Annotated in this window: 18 protein-coding genes; 7 read left to right on the forward strand and 11 right to left on the reverse strand. The window is 68.0% G+C overall.

From position 1 onward, the window contains the following. Positions 1-30 precede the first annotated feature (30 nt). Positions 31-360, reverse strand: a complete 330-nt coding sequence (locus ABDK56_RS06725) for a CC_3452 family protein (protein ID WP_349807419.1) — start codon at positions 358-360, stop codon at positions 31-33. A gap of 119 nt (positions 361-479) precedes the next feature. Between ABDK56_RS06725 and ABDK56_RS06730 the strand changes: the two genes are divergently transcribed. After that, entirely contained in the window at positions 480-965 is a 486-nt protein-coding gene (locus ABDK56_RS06730) for a winged helix-turn-helix transcriptional regulator (protein WP_349807420.1), read from the forward strand. Between the two features lie 165 nt (positions 966-1,130). On the opposite strand, the gene rpoZ is transcribed toward ABDK56_RS06730, so the two are convergent. Further along, positions 1,131-1,472, reverse strand: coding sequence for a DNA-directed RNA polymerase subunit omega (rpoZ, locus tag ABDK56_RS06735; RefSeq protein WP_349807421.1), 342 nt, complete (start codon positions 1,470-1,472; stop codon positions 1,131-1,133). 90 nt (positions 1,473-1,562) lie between these two features. On the opposite strand from rpoZ, the gene ABDK56_RS06740 reads away from it, so the two are divergent. Continuing rightward, positions 1,563-2,810 carry a phospholipase D-like domain-containing protein gene (locus ABDK56_RS06740; RefSeq protein WP_349807422.1) on the forward strand — a complete coding sequence of 416 codons (1,248 nt, stop codon included), beginning with the start codon at positions 1,563-1,565 and terminating at the stop codon, positions 2,808-2,810. Positions 2,811-2,817: 7 nt separating this feature from the next. Here the strand turns inward: ABDK56_RS06740 and ABDK56_RS06745 are convergent, their stop codons facing one another. Next, a complete protein-coding gene (locus ABDK56_RS06745) occupies positions 2,818-3,462 on the reverse strand; it encodes a class I SAM-dependent methyltransferase (protein WP_349807423.1) in 645 nt (214 codons plus the stop codon). A gap of 106 nt (positions 3,463-3,568) precedes the next feature. Between ABDK56_RS06745 and ABDK56_RS06750 the strand changes: the two genes are divergently transcribed. Beyond that, positions 3,569-4,885, forward strand: a complete 1,317-nt coding sequence (locus ABDK56_RS06750) for an MFS transporter (protein WP_349807424.1) — start codon at positions 3,569-3,571, stop codon at positions 4,883-4,885. On the opposite strand, the gene ABDK56_RS06755 is transcribed toward ABDK56_RS06750, so the two are convergent. The 3 genes from ABDK56_RS06755 to ABDK56_RS06765 all read right to left on the reverse strand — a co-directional run bounded on the left by ABDK56_RS06755 (position 4,882) and on the right by ABDK56_RS06765 (position 8,724). Then, positions 4,882-7,179, reverse strand: coding sequence for a CDC48 family AAA ATPase (locus tag ABDK56_RS06755; protein ID WP_349807425.1), 2,298 nt, complete (start codon positions 7,177-7,179; stop codon positions 4,882-4,884). The two genes, ABDK56_RS06750 and ABDK56_RS06755, sit on opposite strands and share 4 nt — an antisense overlap. A 253-nt stretch (positions 7,180-7,432) precedes the next feature. Then, complete coding sequence (locus ABDK56_RS06760) at positions 7,433-8,272, reverse strand: SDR family NAD(P)-dependent oxidoreductase (RefSeq protein WP_349807426.1); 840 nt, start codon at positions 8,270-8,272, stop codon at positions 7,433-7,435. Beyond that, complete coding sequence (locus ABDK56_RS06765) at positions 8,272-8,724, reverse strand: peptidylprolyl isomerase (protein ID WP_349807427.1); 453 nt, start codon at positions 8,722-8,724, stop codon at positions 8,272-8,274. The genes ABDK56_RS06760 and ABDK56_RS06765 overlap by 1 nt, the downstream gene beginning before the upstream one ends. A gap of 129 nt (positions 8,725-8,853) precedes the next feature. Here ABDK56_RS06765 and mgtE point away from each other — a divergent pair, with 129 nt between their 5' ends. Beyond that, positions 8,854-10,275 (forward strand): magnesium transporter, encoded by a 1,422-nt coding sequence (gene mgtE, locus ABDK56_RS06770; RefSeq protein ID WP_349807429.1) that lies wholly within the window; start codon positions 8,854-8,856, stop codon positions 10,273-10,275. A gap of 39 nt (positions 10,276-10,314) precedes the next feature. Then, a complete protein-coding gene (locus ABDK56_RS06775) occupies positions 10,315-10,716 on the forward strand; it encodes a DUF1489 family protein (protein WP_349807430.1) in 402 nt (133 codons plus the stop codon). Between the two features lie 58 nt (positions 10,717-10,774). Here ABDK56_RS06775 and ABDK56_RS06780 read toward each other — a convergent pair whose 3' ends face one another. From ABDK56_RS06780 to dinB, 5 genes are all read right to left on the reverse strand, one after another. Further along, positions 10,775-11,470: a GIN domain-containing protein gene (locus ABDK56_RS06780; RefSeq protein ID WP_349807432.1), complete on the reverse strand. Its 696-nt coding sequence runs from the start codon at positions 11,468-11,470 to the stop codon at positions 10,775-10,777. A gap of 60 nt (positions 11,471-11,530) precedes the next feature. Then, positions 11,531-12,241 (reverse strand): head GIN domain-containing protein, encoded by a 711-nt coding sequence (locus ABDK56_RS06785; RefSeq protein WP_349807434.1) that lies wholly within the window; start codon positions 12,239-12,241, stop codon positions 11,531-11,533. A gap of 68 nt (positions 12,242-12,309) precedes the next feature. Beyond that, a complete protein-coding gene (locus tag ABDK56_RS06790; RefSeq protein WP_349807435.1) occupies positions 12,310-13,032 on the reverse strand; it encodes a head GIN domain-containing protein in 723 nt (240 codons plus the stop codon). Between the two features lie 154 nt (positions 13,033-13,186). After that, a complete protein-coding gene (locus tag ABDK56_RS06795; protein ID WP_349807436.1) occupies positions 13,187-13,720 on the reverse strand; it encodes a CarD family transcriptional regulator in 534 nt (177 codons plus the stop codon). 171 nt (positions 13,721-13,891) lie between these two features. Beyond that, the gene (gene dinB, locus ABDK56_RS06800) at positions 13,892-15,004 is read right to left on the reverse strand and encodes a DNA polymerase IV (RefSeq protein ID WP_502959274.1); all 1,113 of its coding nucleotides are present in this window, start codon (positions 15,002-15,004) and stop codon (positions 13,892-13,894) included. Between the two features lie 16 nt (positions 15,005-15,020). Between dinB and sucC the strand changes: the two genes are divergently transcribed. Both sucC and ABDK56_RS06810 read left to right on the forward strand, forming a co-directional pair. Continuing rightward, positions 15,021-16,235 (forward strand): ADP-forming succinate--CoA ligase subunit beta, encoded by a 1,215-nt coding sequence (gene sucC, locus ABDK56_RS06805; protein ID WP_349807439.1) that lies wholly within the window; start codon positions 15,021-15,023, stop codon positions 16,233-16,235. Between the two features lie 173 nt (positions 16,236-16,408). Then, positions 16,409-16,993, forward strand: coding sequence for an NYN domain-containing protein (locus tag ABDK56_RS06810; protein WP_349807440.1), 585 nt, complete (start codon positions 16,409-16,411; stop codon positions 16,991-16,993). Positions 16,994-17,024 lie beyond the last annotated feature (31 nt).

Here is a 17,024-nt window from a genome sequence, read left to right on the forward strand (position 1 = left end):
GCGGGCCGGCGCGCTCCCTCGGGGGAGGGATTAGTTGCGCGCGAGCGCGCTCGCCGACGCCGGGACGGCCTTGGCCGAGGCGTTGCAACGGGCGAGCTCGGCAGCGGAAAAGGCGCGGCCGTCGACGCTGAACCGGTCGATCGTACCGGCCTGCTTGGCGAGGCCCTGGCAGATCAGGATCGGGCGGCCGTAGTCGGTCGCGCCGGTGCACCCGCCCGCGCCGCACGCCCAGGCGATGTCGTCGCCGACCAGCCGCGCCGAGGGGACGGCGGCGGCGGGGTGCGCGGCGAAGCTCGCCGCGCTGGCGGCGGCGGGCAGGAGGACGGCGGCGGCAAGCGCGGAATGGTGGAAGCGGTTCATCGGGCACCCCTGAAAACAAGTTGCGGAACGAAACCTAGTCTATCAAGCCAGTTTCGTTCCGCAACTGTTATTTCGCTTCGCTTTGTGGCACGGCGATGTCGGAGAGGAGTCTGCCCGCGTTGTCCGCAACTACGTCGACCGACATCGATGCCTTCAAGGCTGCCGCGCTTCGTTGCCCCTTGCCCCCCGCGATCGAGCTGATCGGGGAGCGCTGGTCGTTCCTGATCCTTCGCGGCGCGCTCAACGGGCTGAAGCATTTCGAGGAATATCAGGCCGGGCTGGGGATCGCCCGCAACATCCTGTCGAACCGGCTGTCGAGACTGGTCGCGGGCGACATCCTCGAACGCGCGCCCGATCCCGACGACAAGCGCCGCGTGATCTATAGCCTGACCCCCAAGGGCGAGGCGCTGCTCCCGGTCGTGCTCGCGCTCCGCCAGTGGGGCGAGGACTGGGGGCACGGGCGGCAGGAAATCGTCCTCGCCGATTCGCGCCACGGCAAGCCGGTCAAGCGGATCACCGTCCAGTCGGCCGACGGCCGCGACCTCGGCATCCACGACCTGATGTGGCTCGACCAGTCGAACGGCGCGACGATGCGCCGCACCTGAATCGAAAAGGGCGGCGCCGAAGCACCGCCCTCTTGTTTCGAGCCGTCACGGAGTAAATCCGTGCCGTCAGTCCTGTCGCCTGCTTTGCGGCGCAGGCTGGCCGGCGCTCGGCGTCTCTTCGCCCAAGCTAGCGGGCGTTCGCCCGCTTCGCTTAGGCTCGGCGCCTCACTCGTAATCGCCGCCCGACGGGGTCGGGCGCGGCGGCGCGGCGGCGGTGAGGCGCAGCGCCTCGGCCGATTCGCTCAGGCTCGCCAGTTCGTCGGTCTCGTCGTCCTCGTCGATGCGCACCTTCTGCAGCCCGCCGACCAGCGCTTCCTCGAGATGCTTGGGCTTGACCGTCTGCTCGGCGATCTCGCGCAGCGCGACCACCGGATTCTTGTCGCGATCGCGGTCGATCGTCAGGTCCGCGCCGCCCGAAATCTGCCGCGCCCGCTGCGCCGCGAGCAGCACCAGGTCGAACCGGTTGGAAATCTTGTCGACACAATCTTCGACCGTCACGCGCGCCATTCGTCGCTCCGCTAATTCTCACGAGGAGGGAAAGGAAGGGTCGCGAGTTAGTTACGGGGGGAGGAAAAGTCAATCGAAAGCACCTGCTTGATGACCCTTGCCACCGCGCCCGCCGCTGCTCACTTAGGGGTGATGGAGCGCGATCCCGACCTCGAACCAAGCGACTCCCGGCGGCTCGGCCGCAAGGCCGCCTCGGAAGCGCGGACACTGACGGTCGACGGCAACCGGCTAACGCTGATCCCCGACGGGCCCGAGCGGCTCGACGCGCTGGTCGCGCTGATCGACGGCGCGAAGAAGAGCCTTCGCCTGCTCTACTATATATTCGCCGCCGACGAATCGGGCGGCCGGGTCCGCGACGCGCTCGAACGCGCCCGCGCGCGCGGGGTCGAGGTCGGGCTGCTGATCGACGGCTTCGGCAGCTCGAGCACGCCGCCCGACTATTTTACCGCGCTCAACGAGGCGGGGGCGCGCTTCTGCCGGTTCCTGCCCAGCTACGGTCGCCGCTACCTGATCCGCAACCACCAGAAACTCGCGCTGGCCGACGAGGAACGGGTGATCATCGGCGGGTTCAACGTCGAGAACGACTATTTCGCGACCAAGGAAGAGGGCGGCTGGCGCGATCTCGGGCTGCTCGTCGAAGGCCCCGCGGCGGCGCGGCTGGCGCCCTATTTCGACGCGCTGATGGGCTGGGCGCTGAAGAAGGGCGCGCGAATCCGCGACCTTCGGCGGATCATCCACCGCTTCAGCGAGACCGAGGGCACGCTGCAATGGTCGTTCGGCGGGCCGATGCGGCGGCTGAGCCCGTGGGCGCACGCGACCTGCCGCGACCTGTCGCAGAGCCAGGACGTGGCGATGATCGCCGCCTATTTCGCGCCGACCTACGGGATGCTCCGTCGGATCGGCCGGGTCGGCAAGCGCGGCCGCGCGCGGGTCATCACCGCCGCCAAGTCGGACAATAGCGCGACCATCGCCGCGGCGCGCTTCGTCTACGGCAGGCTGCTCAAGCGCGGCGTCGAGATGTTCGAATATGAACCGACCAAGCTCCACACCAAGCTGGTCGTGTTCGACGACGTCGTCCACATCGGCAGCAGCAATTTCGACATCCGCAGCCTCTATCTTAACCTCGAGATGATGCTGCGCGTCGCCGACCCCGAGTTCGCGACGATGATGCGGCTCTATTTCGAGGGCGAGGCGCAGGATTCGCTGCAGATCACCCGCGCCATCCAGAAGAAGCGCGGCACGCTGCTCAACCGGATCAAGTGGGCGACCAGCTTCTTCCTGGTGACGACCGGCGACTATACGGTGACGCGCCGGCTGAACTTCGGCAGCGGCGCGTAAGGCCGCCCTAGGCCGCCTTCGTCTTGCCCGGCTCGCGATAGGCCCAGAACAGCGTCGCGGGGGGCACGTTGATCCATTCGAACCCGCGCACGATGCGCTCGAAATGCGGGTCGATGAAGTCCTTCACCTTCGGGCTGAACTGGTAGACGAGGAACGCCCCGCCCGGTCGGATCACCCGCGCGGTCGCCGCGCCGATCGCGTCGCCGACACCCGGCGGAAGCGTCGAAAAGGGAAGCCCCGACAGCACGTAATCGGCCTTGTCGAAACCCTGCGCGGCGACGATATTCTCGACGTCGGCGGCCGAGCCATGGACCGCGACCAGCCGCTCGTCGTCGATGTCGTCGTTGAGATAGTCGATGAACTCGGCATTGGTGTCGATCACCACCAGCTTGGAGTCGGGGCCGAGCCGGTCGAGGATCGGGCGGGTGAAGGTGCCGACGCCCGGGCCATATTCGACGAACAGGCGGGTCGCCTTCCAGTCGACCGGGCCGAGCATCCGGTCGATCAGCTTGCCGCTCGACGGGATGATCGATCCGACCATCACCGGATGCTTGATGAAGCCGCGAAGGAACGCCCATTTCGGGCTTCCCGAACGCCGGTCGCGGCGACGGGCGAGGCGGGCCTTGGCATGGCGGGCGGTGGTGGCGTTCAATCCGGGCTCCTGACGCGGTAAGCCGCCGGCGTTCGCAAATGACGGCGCGCTTGGCAAGGGCAAGCCGACTTGCCCCGCTCGGTCCGGCGAGCCTAAGGCACGGTCCGTGCTGACCCGGAGCCCCATCCAGCCCGGCACGCCGCGCATCGGCGGCACCGCGCTCAAGACGCCGCACTTCCTGCTGCTGTTCGCGGCGATGCTCGTCGCCGCCTCGGGCAATACCGCGGTCCAGTCGGTGATGCCGGCGATCGGGCGGGCGATGCACATGCCCGACGTGGTCGTCGCGATCGCCTATACGGTGTCGGCGGTGCTTTGGGTGGTGATGGCGCCGTGGTGGGCGCGCGCCAGCGACCGGCGCGGACGAAAGGCGCTTACCTTGGTCGGAGTCGGCGGCTTCGTCGTCTCGTCGGCATTGTGCGGGCTGGCGCTGGCGGCGGGGCTGTCGGGCTGGGTCGGCGCGGGCCTCGCCTTCGTCCTGTTCGGGCTGGCGCGCGGGATCTACGGCGGGTTCGGGTCGGCCACTCCCTCGGCGACGCAGGCCTACCTTGCCGGCAAGACCCGGCGCAGCGGGCGCGTCGCGGCGCTCAGCTCGCTGTCGTCGAGCTTCGGGCTCGGCACGGTGATCGGCCCCGCGCTCGCCCCCCTGTTCGTCTTCCCGCCGCTCGGGCTTCCCGGCCCCTTTTTCGGATTCGCGGTAATCGGCGCGGCGGTGTGGATCGCGGTCCGCCGCTGGTTGCCCGACGATACCGTCCCGCGCCACGGCCGACGCAGCGGTCACGGCGCGGCGATGAGCTACCCGTCGGCCGCGACCACCCCGACCGGGGCGAGCGTCGTCGCGGCGACCAGCCCGCGCGACCAGCCCGCGATGCGCTGGCGCGACCCACGAATCCGCCGCTGGATCGTCGCCGGGGTCGCGGCGGGCCATGCGCAGGCGGCGCTGCTGACCTTTCTCGGCTTTTTCGTGATCGACCGGCTCCGCCTCTCGCCGCTCGGCTCCGAAGGGCCGATCTCGATCGTGCTGATGGCCGGCGCCGCCGCGACGCTTGCCGCGCAATGGGGGCTTATCCCCCGGCTCGACCTGTCGCCGCGCCGGATGATCCTGTGGGGCTCGTGGATCGCCGCGCTCGGCTTCGCGGTGCTCATCGCCGCAACCGACCTCTACGGGCTCGTGCTCGGCTTCGCGCTCGCCAGCCTCGGCTTCGGCTTCACCCGCCCGGGCTTCACGGCGGGGGCGAGTCTTGCCGTGCCGCTGACCGAACAGGGCAGCGTCGCCGGGGTGATCACCGCCGCCAACGGGATCAGCTACGTCGCCGCGCCGACGCTGACCATGCTCGCCTACCACCTCGCCCCTGCGCTCCCCGCCGCGCTGTCGCTGGCGGGGCTGGTCGCGCTCGCGGCATGGGGCGCCCAGGCGCTCGACTAGTCTTTCGTGCTGCTGCGCGGGCGAAGCATTCCGGGCGTGACGAAGCCGATTCCGCCGGTCGGGCGCACCGCGTCGGCCTTGAGCGTGTCCTGGATCCGCTCGTAATCGCCGAGCATGTCCTCGGTCACCGACGCGCGGGTCTCGGTCAGCGCGACCTCGAAATCGGCCATCGTCACCTTGGCGTCGTTGAGGTCGCGACGAAGCGCGGTGAGGCCCGCGCGGCGGACGAGGTCCTCTAGGTCGGCGCCGGTGAACCGCTCGGTCCGCGCGGCGAGCGAATCGAGGTCGACGTCGTTTCCCAGCGGCATCGTCGCCGTGTGGATGCCGAGGATCTGCCGCCGCCCCTTCTCGTCGGGCGGGCCGACGTAGATCAGTTCGTCGAACCGGCCGGGGCGAAGCAGCGCGGGGTCGATCAGGTTGGGCCGGTTGGTCGCGCCGATCAGGACGACGTTGTTGAGCTCCTCCAGCCCGTCCATCTCGGCGAGGATGGTGTTGACCACCCGCTCGGTCACCTGCGGCTCGCCCAGCCCGCCGCCGCGCGCGGGGACGAGGCTGTCGAGCTCGTCGATGAAGATCACCGTCGGCGCGACCTGGCGCGCACGGGCGAACAGCCGGGCGATCTGCTGCTCGCTCTCGCCATACCATTTGCTCAGCAGGTCGCTCGACTTGGTGGCGATGAAATTGGCCTCGCTCTCGCGCGCCGCCGCCTTCGCCAGCATCGTCTTGCCGGTGCCCGGCGGGCCGTAGAGCAGGAAGCCCTTGGCCGGGCGGATGCCGAGCCGCTTGAACGCCGCGGGATGCTTGAGCGGCAGCTCGACCCCTTCGCGCAGCCGGTCGCGCGCGGCGTCGAGCCCGCCGAGGTCGTCCCAGCGGACATTCGGCGCCTGGACCATCACCTCGCGCATCGCGCTCGGCTGCACCCGCTTCAGCGCTTCCTCGAAGTCGCTGGCGTGGACCGACAGCGAATCGAGGATCTCGGTCGGGATCGTGTCCTTTTGCAGGTCGAGCTTGGGCATCAGCCGCCGGACCGCCTCGAGCGCCGCCTCGCGGGTCAGCGCGGCAAGGTCGGCGCCGACGAAGCCGTAGGTCCGCCGCGCGAGGTCGTCGAGCCCGACGTCCGACGCCAGCGGCATGCCGCGGGTGTGGATGCCGAGGATCTCTCGGCGACCGGGCTCGTCGGGAACGCCGACGACGATCTCGCGGTCGAACCGGCCGGGACGGCGAAGCGCCTCGTCGAGCGCCTCGGGGCGGTTGGTCGCGGCGATGACGACGAGGTTCTGGCGCGGCTCGAGCCCGTCCATCAGCGTCAGCAGCTGGGCGACCAGCCGCTTCTCGGCCTCGCCGCTGACCTGGTCGCGCTTGGGCGCGATCGAATCGATCTCGTCAATGAAGATGATCGACGGGGCCGCCTTGGCCGCCTCCTCGAACACCTCGCGCAGCTTCTTTTCGGATTCGCCATAGGCCGATCCCATGATCTCGGGCCCGGCGATGTGGAAGAATTTGGCGTCGCTCTCGTTGGCGACCGCGCGCGCCAGCCGGGTCTTGCCGGTGCCGGGCGGGCCGTGGAGCAGCACCCCCTTGGGCGGATCGACGCCGAGCCGCTGGAACAGCTCGGGATGGCGCAGCGGCAGCTCGACCATCTCGCGCAGCGCGTCGATCGTCGAGGCCATCCCGCCGAGGTCGTCATAGGTGACGTCGGCGCGGCGCTCGCCGTCCTTGGCGGTAAATTCGCTGAGCAGCTCGACCTGCGTATGCTCGTCGATGTGGACGATCCCGCGCGGGGTGGTCGACGCGACCGTCAGCCGCACTTCCTGAAGCGCGAAGGCCGGGGCGTTGAGCAGCTGGCGGATATGCTCGGGCATGTCGGCATTGACCCGCTGATGCCCGGCGGTGGCGACGATGTCGCCCTCCATGAACGGGCGGCCCTCGAAGCTGCGGTGAAGCGCCTCTGCCGAACCCTGCAGCCGGACGTTGGCTTGCGCCGGGGCGAACACGACTCGAGTCGCGGGCTTGGACGTCGCCTTCTCGATCTCGACAAAATCGCCCGATCCGACCCCGGCGTTGGCGCGCTGGAGCCCGTCGAGGCGGATGATCTCGAGCCCCGCATCGTCGGGGTAGGGGCGGATCGCGCGCGCGACGGTGGTGCGCTTGCCGATAATCTGGACGACGTCGCCCTCGTTCAGCCCCAGCTCGCTCGCCAGCCGCGAGGGCAGGCGCGCGATCCCGCGGCCCGAATCGGCGGGGTTGAGGTTCGCCACCTGAAGGCGGCGGGTCAGGGTTTCGGCCTCGGCCATTCGCTCGTTTTCCTCTCGAATCGCGCCTGCGCGAACGGCGGGCGCGGAGCTTCGCTACGGGTCAGTCCAACGGGACTGCCCCTGTTCGGGTCCCATATGGCGGCGGGCCGGGACGAAAAAAGGGGGCCGGGTGTTGCCACCCGACCCCTTAGGATCATTCAGGAGAGGATGCCTTCGAAAAGGCACGGACCTTATTGCACTGCGGAATTCTTTTCGCAAGTGCAAAAACGCAGATGCGAGTTTTTTTTCGCTACTAATGTTTGATCAGCGCGGTGACCTTGCGCAGCACCCCGCGCGGAAGGAAGCGATGGCCCTGCGCGCCGAGCTTGTTGGCGAGGCCCGGGACGAACACCGCCTTGTTCGCCGCGAGCGCCTTGAGCCCGCCGGTAACGACGTCCTCGCTTTTCGCCGACATCTTGTCGAACGCGCCGTTGCCGGTGAACCCGGCGACCGCCCCGAACTCGGTCGCGGTCGGCCCGGGGCAGAGCGCGCTGACCCGCACCCCGTTCGCCTTCACTTCCTCGTGAAGCGCCTCGGTGAACGAGAGGACGAACGCCTTGGTCGCGAAATAGGTCGCCATCCCCGGCCCCGGCTGGAAGGCGGCGGTCGAGGCGACGTTGAGGATCGCGCCCTCCTTGCGCCGGACCATCTCGGGCAGCACCGCGTGGCACAGCTCGACCAGCGTGCCGACGTTGAGGTCGATCATCTCGCGCTGGCGCGCGCCGCCCAGCTCGGTGAACCGCCCCCACAGCCCGAAGCCGGCGTTGTTGACCAGCATGTCGACCCGCTCGCCGTGCGCCGCGAGATCGGCGACCAGCGCCGCCGCCGCGCCCGGCTGGCCAAGGTCGAGCGCGAGCGCGCGGGCATTGCCGACCTCGGCCGCCAGCGCCTCGAGCCGCTCCTTGCGCCGCGCCACCAGCAACAGCCGGTGGCCGTCGGCGGCGAGCTGGCGGGCGAAATCGACTCCCAGCCCCGCCGACGCGCCGGTAATCACCGCGACGGGTTTCAGCGACGCCTTGCGCGGCGCCGCCTTTTTCGCGGCGGCGGGCCGGGGCGCGGCCTTTTTCGGCCTCGCGGCGGGGGTGCGGGCCATCAGCCGACGGTTGCCTTGAGGATCTTGCCCGGGTCGCGGACCGGCTCGCCCTTGGGCAGCGCGTCGACATATTCCATGCCGCTCTCGACCTTGCCCCAGACGGTATATTGCCGGTCGAGGAAACGCGCGTCGGCGAAGCAGATGAAGAACTGGCTGTTGGCGCTGTTGGGGTTGGCGGTGCGCGCCATCGAACAGGCGCCGCGCACGTGCGGCTCGTCGTTGAACTCGGCGGGCAGGTCGGGAAGCTTGCTGCCGCCAGTGCCGGTCCCGGTCGGATCGCCGCCCTGCGCCATGAAATCGTCGATCACGCGGTGGAACACGACCCCGTCGTAAAAGCCTTCCTTCGCCAGCGTGGTGATCCGCTCGACGTGCTTGGGGGCAAGGTCGGGGCGGAGCTTGATGACGACGTCGCCGCCGGTCGAAAGGGTGAGGGTCAGCGTGTCGTCGGCCATGGACTTGTCCTTTGGTTGTCAATCCGCGCCCATGTAGGGCGGGCGCGCGGGTTGCGCCAGCCGGGGCGCGGGCATAGGACGTTCCCGCCCGCGCGGATCTGCGCGGCGCGACCGGCGAGGGAGGGTGCGATGGCCGAACGCGACGACTTCGCCACCCTGCTGTCCGAACCCGACCTGCCGGTGACCAGCGACAGCCAGCCGATCGACGAGGAGAACCGGCTCCGCCCGCGCTTCGTTCGCGAGGTGCTCGACGCGGTCGCCGACGGCGACGACGAGGCGGCGCGAAGCCTGGTCAGCGAGCTTCACCCCGCCGACATCGCCGACCTCATCGAGATCGCCCCGGCCGAGGAGCGCGGCGACCTCATCCAGGCGCTCGCCAGCATGGTCGACGCCGACGTCTATGCCGAGCTCAACGACCATGTCCGCGAGGACGTGATCGACGAAATGGCGCCCGAGCAGGTCGCCGAGATCGCGGGCGAGCTCGACACCGACGACGCGGTGGCGATGATCGAGGACCTCGAGGAGGACGAGCAGCGCGCCGTCCTTCGCGCGATGGAGCCCGACGATCGCGCCGCGGTCGAGGAAGCGCTGAGCTACGGCGAGGAGACCGCCGGCCGGCTTATGCAGCGCGACCTGATCGCGGTGCCCGAGCATTGGACCGTCGGCAAGCTGATCGACTATCTGCGCTCCGACGACGAGCTGGCGACCGATTTCTGGGAAGTGTTCGTGGTCAGCCCGTCGCACCACCCGGTCGGCACCTGCAAGCTGTCGACCATCCTGCGCAGCCCCCGCAAGACCCCGGTCAGCGAGATCATGGCGCGGAAGCAGACGCTGATCCCGGTCGACATGGACCAGGAAGACGTCGCCATCCGCTTCCAGAAATATGCGCTGATCAGCGCCGCGGTGGTCGACCCGACCGGGCGGCTGGTCGGGATGATCACCGTCGACGACATCGTCCATATCATCCAGCAGGAAGCGGGCGAGGACATCACCCTGCTGTCGGGCGCGGGCGAAGGCGACATCAACGAACCGCTGCCGATGACCATCCGCACCCGCGTGGTGTGGCTGGTGGTCAACCTCGCCGCGACGATCTGCACCGCCTCGGTGGTCGGGCTGTTCCAGGGCGAGATCGGGCGCTACGCGATCCTCGCCGCGCTGATGCCGATCGTCTCGGCGCTCGGCGGCAACGCGGGGACCCAGACGCTGGCGGTGGTGGTGCGCGCGCTGGCGACCAACCAGCTGACCAGTTCGAACACGATGTGGATGTTGTTCCGCGAATTCCGCATCGCCATCGCCAACGGCGCCGCGCTGGGGTTGGTCGGGGCGGTGGGCAGCTACCTCGTGCTCGGCAACGCCACCCTGTCGATGGTGTTCGCGCTGGCGATGCTGATCAACAGCCTCGTCGCCGGGCTGGTCGGGGTCCTGGTGCCGGTGACGCTCGACAAGGCCAACCTCGATCCGGCGGTCGCCTCGGCGGTGTTCGTGACGACCATGACCGACGTCATGGGCTTTTTCACCTTTCTCGGCCTCGCCTCGGTCCTGCTGACCTAAGCGGTTGAAAGCGTAGGCTTTTGCCGCCAGATGGGGGCGATGCCGCTCGGTCTCACCAAGGTCGCCTTCAGCTGCGCCAGCCTCGAAACGCTCCAGCGGCGGGTCGACAAGTGGGCCGAGGCGGGCGAGATCCGGATCCCGACGCGGATGCGGCCCAAACGCGCCGCCGAATGCATCGGCGGGCACCTCCATTACATCGTCAAGCACCGCATCGTCGGGCGGGTCGAGATCTTGCGGTTCGACGAGCGCCGCGACGGGCGGATCGACATCGTCTGCCGCGCGAAGCTCGAGGTCGTCGCGCCGATCCCGCGCCGCGCGCACCAGGGCTGGCGCTACCTCGAAGAGGCCGAGGCCCCGACGACGGGCGACGGGGAGGGCGACGGACTCGCCGCGCTTCCGCCCCGGCTCTACGGGAAACTCGCTTCGTTGATGCTGGTCTAAAGTTCAGCAGCCGCTGACGCTATCGGTTGGTCAGCAGCCGCTGACGCAACTGGCTTGGTCAGCATCCGCTGACGGTTGCCGAGCCATTGGCCTTGACGGTGCAGGCGGCCTTGCCGTCGATCGCGACGGTCGCCGAGCCGCTGGCGGTGATCGCGGCCTTGTCGGTCGCGGCGGCGTGGGCGCTCGCCGATCCGGCGACCCCGAGCGTGAGGTCGGCGACCTTGAGCCCGCTCGAATCGAACTCGCCGGTCCCGCTGACGCGCGCGACGACGACATTGGCGCGGCCGCCGAGCTTGACGCTGCCGTCGCCGAGCTGGGTGACATCGAGCGTGTCGACGTCGGCGCTCGCGAGCGACAGGCTCGCCGCGCCGCTCGCGCCGAGCACCAGCTTCTGGCCGCGCGCCCGGTCGATCGACAAGCTGCCCGACCCGCTGACGATCGCCTGCTGGAGGTCGTGGGTGCCGATCGCGATGGTGACGGGCCCGGCGGAACGGCGATCGTCGCCGCCGCTGCCCGACGACCGGCTCGACTGGATCACCAGCGTCTGGCCCTCGACCGCGACGTTGACCCGGTCGAGCCCGGCCTGCCCGCCGCTCGCTCGCGCGAATGGGGCGACCCCGGTGACCATCGTCACCGCATAGGGCCCCTGGACTCGGACCCGGTTGAAGTCGGTGACGCTGTAGTTGCGGTCCGCGCTCTTGACGGGCGCGGCAACGATCACGGCGACGGCGGCGACGATGAGGGCGGTGCGCATGGCCTCACCCTCGTCGATCCATGGTTAACAAATGGTTCGCACCCGCGCCGAAGCGGCCCGTCAGTCGGTCGCGCCGCAGACGACCGAGCCGCTGCCCATCCGGGTGACCGAACAGCGCGCGCCGCCGGCGACCCGCACCGAGCCGCTGCCGACCAGCGACACGCTCGCGCTTTGCGTGGCGCGCGCCGCGACCTGCCCGCTCCCGGCGACATTGGCCGCGAGGGTGCGGCTCGCCAGGCGGTCGGCGAAGATCCGTCCCGATCCCGCGTCCGACAGCGAGAGCGTGTCGACCGCGCCCGCGACGCGGATGCTGCCCGCCCCGCCGCTTTCAAACCGGGCGGTCCGCGCGTGCAGCGAGTCGACGCTGAGCGTGCCTGCCCCCGCGAGCGTCCCGCTGAAGTCGTTGTCGACCCGGTCGATCGCGAGCGATCCCGCGCCGGCAAGGGCGGCATGGTCGAGCCGCGGCGCGACGACGGTGAAGACGGTGCGCGAATAGCCCCATCGCGGCCCGCGCGGGTGATCGCGGAGCCGGATCTTGAGCGTCCCGTCGCGCACCTCGACGATCGTCGCCTCGATCATCGCCGGGTCGCCGACCGCGGTGACGCGCGGCGCGGCGCCGGTGACGACCCGCACCTCGAACGGACCGGCGACGCCGATGCCATGGAAGCCCACGACCGGAAAATCGTGGGTGGCAGCGGCGGCAGCCTGCGCGGCGGTCGCCGAGGCGGTGAGGGCGGCGGCGGCAATCAGGCGAAAGGCGTGAACCGGCATGGGAGCCTCCAATCAATGACGCTACATTTGTAGCGCACTACATTTGTAGCGTCAATTGCCAATCGCGCTCAGCCGCACGTGATCGTGCCCGACCCCATCTTCGACTTGTCGCAGGTCGCGCCGCCGGTGACGACGATGTCGCCCGATCCCATGATCGCCGCCTTCGCGGTGCCGCTGGCGTGCGCCTTGATATTGCCCGACCCGGCGATCGAGGCGTCGGCCGACTGCGCCTGCAACGCCGAGGTATCGATGTCGCCCGACCCGGCGATGTTGGCCTTGACCTCCCCGCTGGTCCCGGCGGCACGGATCGATCCCGACCCGGCGATCGAGAAATCGCTGCTCGTCGTGGTGAGCCTGGCGATCGAGAGGTCGCCCGACCCGGCGACATTGCCCTTGAACGCGGACGCGGTCGACTGGTCGAGCGCGAGCTTGCCCGACCCGGCGATGCTCGCTTCGGCCAGCGCGGGCGCGCCGCCGACGTCGACGGTCACCGTCGGCCGATCCTTCCAGTGGAAGCCGAGATTGTCCTTCAGCTTGATCAGCAGCGTGTCGCCCTTGATCTCGATCTCGCTGTTGTCGAGCACGTTCTGTCCGCCGTGCGCGACCACCCCCGCCGCCCCCGCCGGGTGGACCCTGACGTCGAACGGCCCGGCCACCGCGATCTTCGAAAAGCCGGTCAGCGCATAGTTGCGGCTGGTGTCGGGGCCCGGCTCCATCGCCTTGCTCGACCAGTGGCAGGCGCCTAGCGCGATCGACGAGGTCGCGGCGACGAGGGCAACGATACGGTTCATGACGGTCCTCCTGTATTGCACGACTAATACAGTGACCCGCGCCCGTGTTGCAACCAAAAAGAAGGGCGCCTCCGACGGAGACGCCCTTCGTTTCGACCAACGGCCGAAGCCTAGTGCTGGCGGGAGGCGGCGAGGTGCCGTCCCGCCGACGGCGTTATGCCGCTTCCTTGGCCTTGTTGTGGATCGCGGCAGCCTTGTTGAGGATGTCGTGGATCTTGGCGAGCGCCGCCTTCTCGTCGGTCTGCTCCATGGCGCCGAGCTCGCGCGCGAGGCGCGACGAGGCGGCTTCGAAGATCTGCCGCTCCGAATAGCTCTGCTCGGGCTGGTCGTCGGCGCGGAACAGGTCGCGGGTCACCTCGGCGATCGAAGTGAGGTCGCCCGAGTTGATCTTCGCTTCATACTCCTGCGCGCGGCGCGACCACATGGTACGCTTGACCTTGGGCTTGCCCTTCAGCGTCTCGAGCGCGTCCTTCATGGTCTTGTCGCTCGACAGCTTGCGCATGCCGACGCTGTCCGCCTTGGCGACGGGGACGCGAAGCGTCATTTTCTCTTTTTCGAAACGCAGGACGTAAAGGTCGAGCCGGGTCCCGGCGATCTCGGTGCTCTGGAGTTCGACCACGCGGCCGACACCGTGCTTGGGGTACACCACATAATCACCAACGTCGAAGCTGAGCGCCTTCGCAGCCATTCTTACACCTTTCTCCAACGATCTTACATTCCGTCAGGCCAACGCGCCGCGTTTCGCCCCCCAAACGGCGACCCCCCGGTCAAGCCCCACGGATAAGAAGATCAGGTCCTGCAAGATTCGACCGCCGCGGACCGCGACGGCCTTGATGACGATTATATAACAGAAAATGATTCAGATTTCGAGTCCCAGTTGCGCCGGGACCGAGGGGTCGTCGTCGACCATCGAATGAAGCCCTAACCCCAACAGGCGTATTCCTTTTTCGACCGGCATAACGCCTTCCAGAAGGGCCAGTCCGGCGGCTAGGAAAGCGCTTTCATCGGGGACGGGGAAGGCGAAGCTCTTCGACCGCGTGATGATCCGGAAATCGGCAAATTTGACCTTGAGCGTCACCGTCCGCCCCCGCACCCCGGCGCGCGCGATCCGCTGCCACGACAGGCCCGCGACCCGCGCGGTCTCGCGGCGCAGGTCTTCGGGCTCGACATAGTCGACGTCGAAGGTGCGCTCGGCGCTGACCGACTTGTGACCCTCGTTCACCCGCACCGGGCGCTCGTCGATTCCGCGCGCGATCTGCCAGTACCATTCGGCGCTCGACCCGAAATGCGCCCGGAGTTGCTCGATCGGCCAGCTCGCGAGGTCCGCCCCGGTCAGGATCCCCAGCCGCTCCATCTTCGCGGCGGTGACCGGCCCGACCCCGTGGAATCGCTTGACCGGCAGCGCCGCGACGAACGCCGCCCCCTTGCCCGGCGGGATAACGCACAGGCCATCGGGCTTGTTCTGGTCGCTTGCCAGCTTGGCGATGAACTTGCAGTAGCTGACCCCGGCCGAGGCGGTGAGCCCGGTCTCCGCGCGAATCCGCCCCCGGATCGCCTCGGCGATCGCGCGCGCGCTGCCCAGCTTGTGCCGGTCCTCGCTGACGTCGAGATAGGCTTCGTCGAGACTCAGCGGCTGGATCAGGTCGGTATAGTCCTCGAAAATTGCGCGGATCTGCTGGCTGACCGCCTTGTAGGCGTCGAACCGCGGCTTGACGAAGATGAGGTCGGGGCAGCGTCGCCGCGCGGTGACCGAGGGCATCGCCGACCGCACCCCGAACATCCGCGCCTCGTAGCTTGCCGCCGCGACCACCCCGCGATGCCCGCCGCCGACCGCCACCGGCTTGCCCTTTAGCTCCGGATTGTCGCGCTGCTCGACCGATGCGTAAAAGGCGTCCATGTCGACGTGGATGATCTTGCGGGGCGGCGCGTCGTTCACGTCTCGTTCTCTAGCTTCCCTTCCCGCGCGAGTCATGCTTTAGGCGCGGGCCATGAACATCCATGAATATCAGGCCAAGGAATTGCTGGCCAAGTTCGGCGTCCCGGTTCCCGCCGGCCACGCCGCTGTAAGTGTCGACGAAGCGGTCAAGGCCGCCGAGGCGCTGCCCGGCCCCCTGTGGGTGGTCAAGGCGCAGATCCACGCCGGCGGGCGCGGCAAGGGCAAGTTCAAGGAACTCGGGCCCGACGCCAAGGGCGGGGTCCGCCTCGCCCGCTCGATCGACGAAGTCCGCGCCCATGCCGAGGAAATGCTTGGGCGGACGCTGGTGACGATCCAGACCGGCGAGCACGGCAAGCAGGTCCAGCGACTCTACGTCACCGACGGGGTCGACATCGCCAAGGAATTTTACCTCGCGCTGCTGGTCGATCGCGCGAGCGGGCGGATCGCGGTGGTCGCCTCGACCGAGGGCGGGATGGACATCGAGACGGTCGCCCACGACGCGCCTGAGAAGATCACCACCATCACGATCGACCCGGCGACCGGTTTGATGCCGCACCATGGGCGCGAGGTCGCGGCGGCGCTCGGCCTGTCGGGCGACCTCGCCAAGCAGTGCGCCAACGTCCTGGCCAAGCTCTACGACGCCTTTCTCGGCACCGACGCCAGCCAGATCGAGATCAACCCGCTGGCGATCACCGAAGCCACTGGTGACTCTGGAGCGAAGCTGATGGTCCTCGACGCCAAGGTCGGCTTCGATTCGAACGCCATGTTCCGCCACAAGGACCTCGCCGAGCTGCGCGACCTGACCGAAGAAGACCCGATGGAGATCGAGGCGTCGAAGTACGACCTCGCCTACATCAAGCTCGACGGCGACATCGGCTGCATGGTCAACGGTGCCGGCCTCGCGATGGCGACGATGGACATCATCAAGCTGAACGGCGCCTTCCCCGCCAACTTCCTCGACGTCGGCGGCGGCGCGTCGAAGGAAAAGGTCACCGCGGCGTTCAAGATCATTTTGAGCGATCCGGCGGTGAAGGGCATCCTCGTCAACATCTTCGGCGGGATCATGAAGTGCGACATCATCGCCGACGGCATCGTCGCGGCGGCGCGCGAGGTGAACATCGGCGTCCCGCTGGTCGTGCGGCTCGAAGGCACCAATGTCGAGGCGGGCAAGGCGATCCTCGCCAATTCGTGCCTGCCGATCGTCGCCGCTAACGACCTCGGCGACGCCGCGCGCAAGATCGTCGCCGAAGTGAATCAGGCGGCCTGAACCTAGTCAGCGAAAGTGCCTTCCGGAACGTATAATCAACTTTTTCGTTGACAAACCGGTGATCGATCCGCAAGGGGATTGCACCAAATACTTGACGCCTCACCTTGAGGCGACCATCCTGGGCCCCTGCGAAGAAATTCGCGGGGGTCTTTTGGCATTTGGGGCAAAAATCTGTGAAAACTAGTCTGCTAATTGATGGTGGCCATCTAAGAGTTTGCGCGAAGAAGGCTGCGAAAAATTACGACAACACGTTCATCGAGTCTTTCAGTGCTCTTTGTTTTGACGCCGCAGAATATAAGTTCCGGGTTTATTATTATGATTCGCCGCAATATCGAGGGAAGGTAACCCTCCCTGTTTCCGGCAACGAAACAAACTTCCAGTCGAATGATGCATGGCTAAATGAGTTGGCTACCCGTGAGAGGTTTGCTGTACGAAGAGGTACGCTCGGCTTCAGAGGGTGGAAGCCCAAAAATACGCCGATTGCGGGGGCTCAGCTAACGGATGCGGATTTCGCCCCCATCTTTGAGCAGAAGGGCGTAGATATGCGAATCGGCCTCGACATTGCTACATTCTGTGAAAACCGAAGCATCGATCGGGTGCTTCTTGTCTCGGCTGATACAGATATGATTCCGGCCATGAAGCATGCACGTAAGGCGGGTATCGAAATTGGATTGATCCAGCTTGGTGTGCCGGCGGCGCCGCTGCACAAGACGCTAAAGGCGCATTGCGATTTCATGCGCCACGTTGCCCTGCCGTAGGCGGATATGTAAGTGCCACTCGCCAGCGCTT

It is taken from the genome of Sphingomonas sp. ASV193, from assembly GCF_040203355.1.
Lineage (GTDB): Bacteria > Pseudomonadota > Alphaproteobacteria > Sphingomonadales > Sphingomonadaceae > Sphingomicrobium.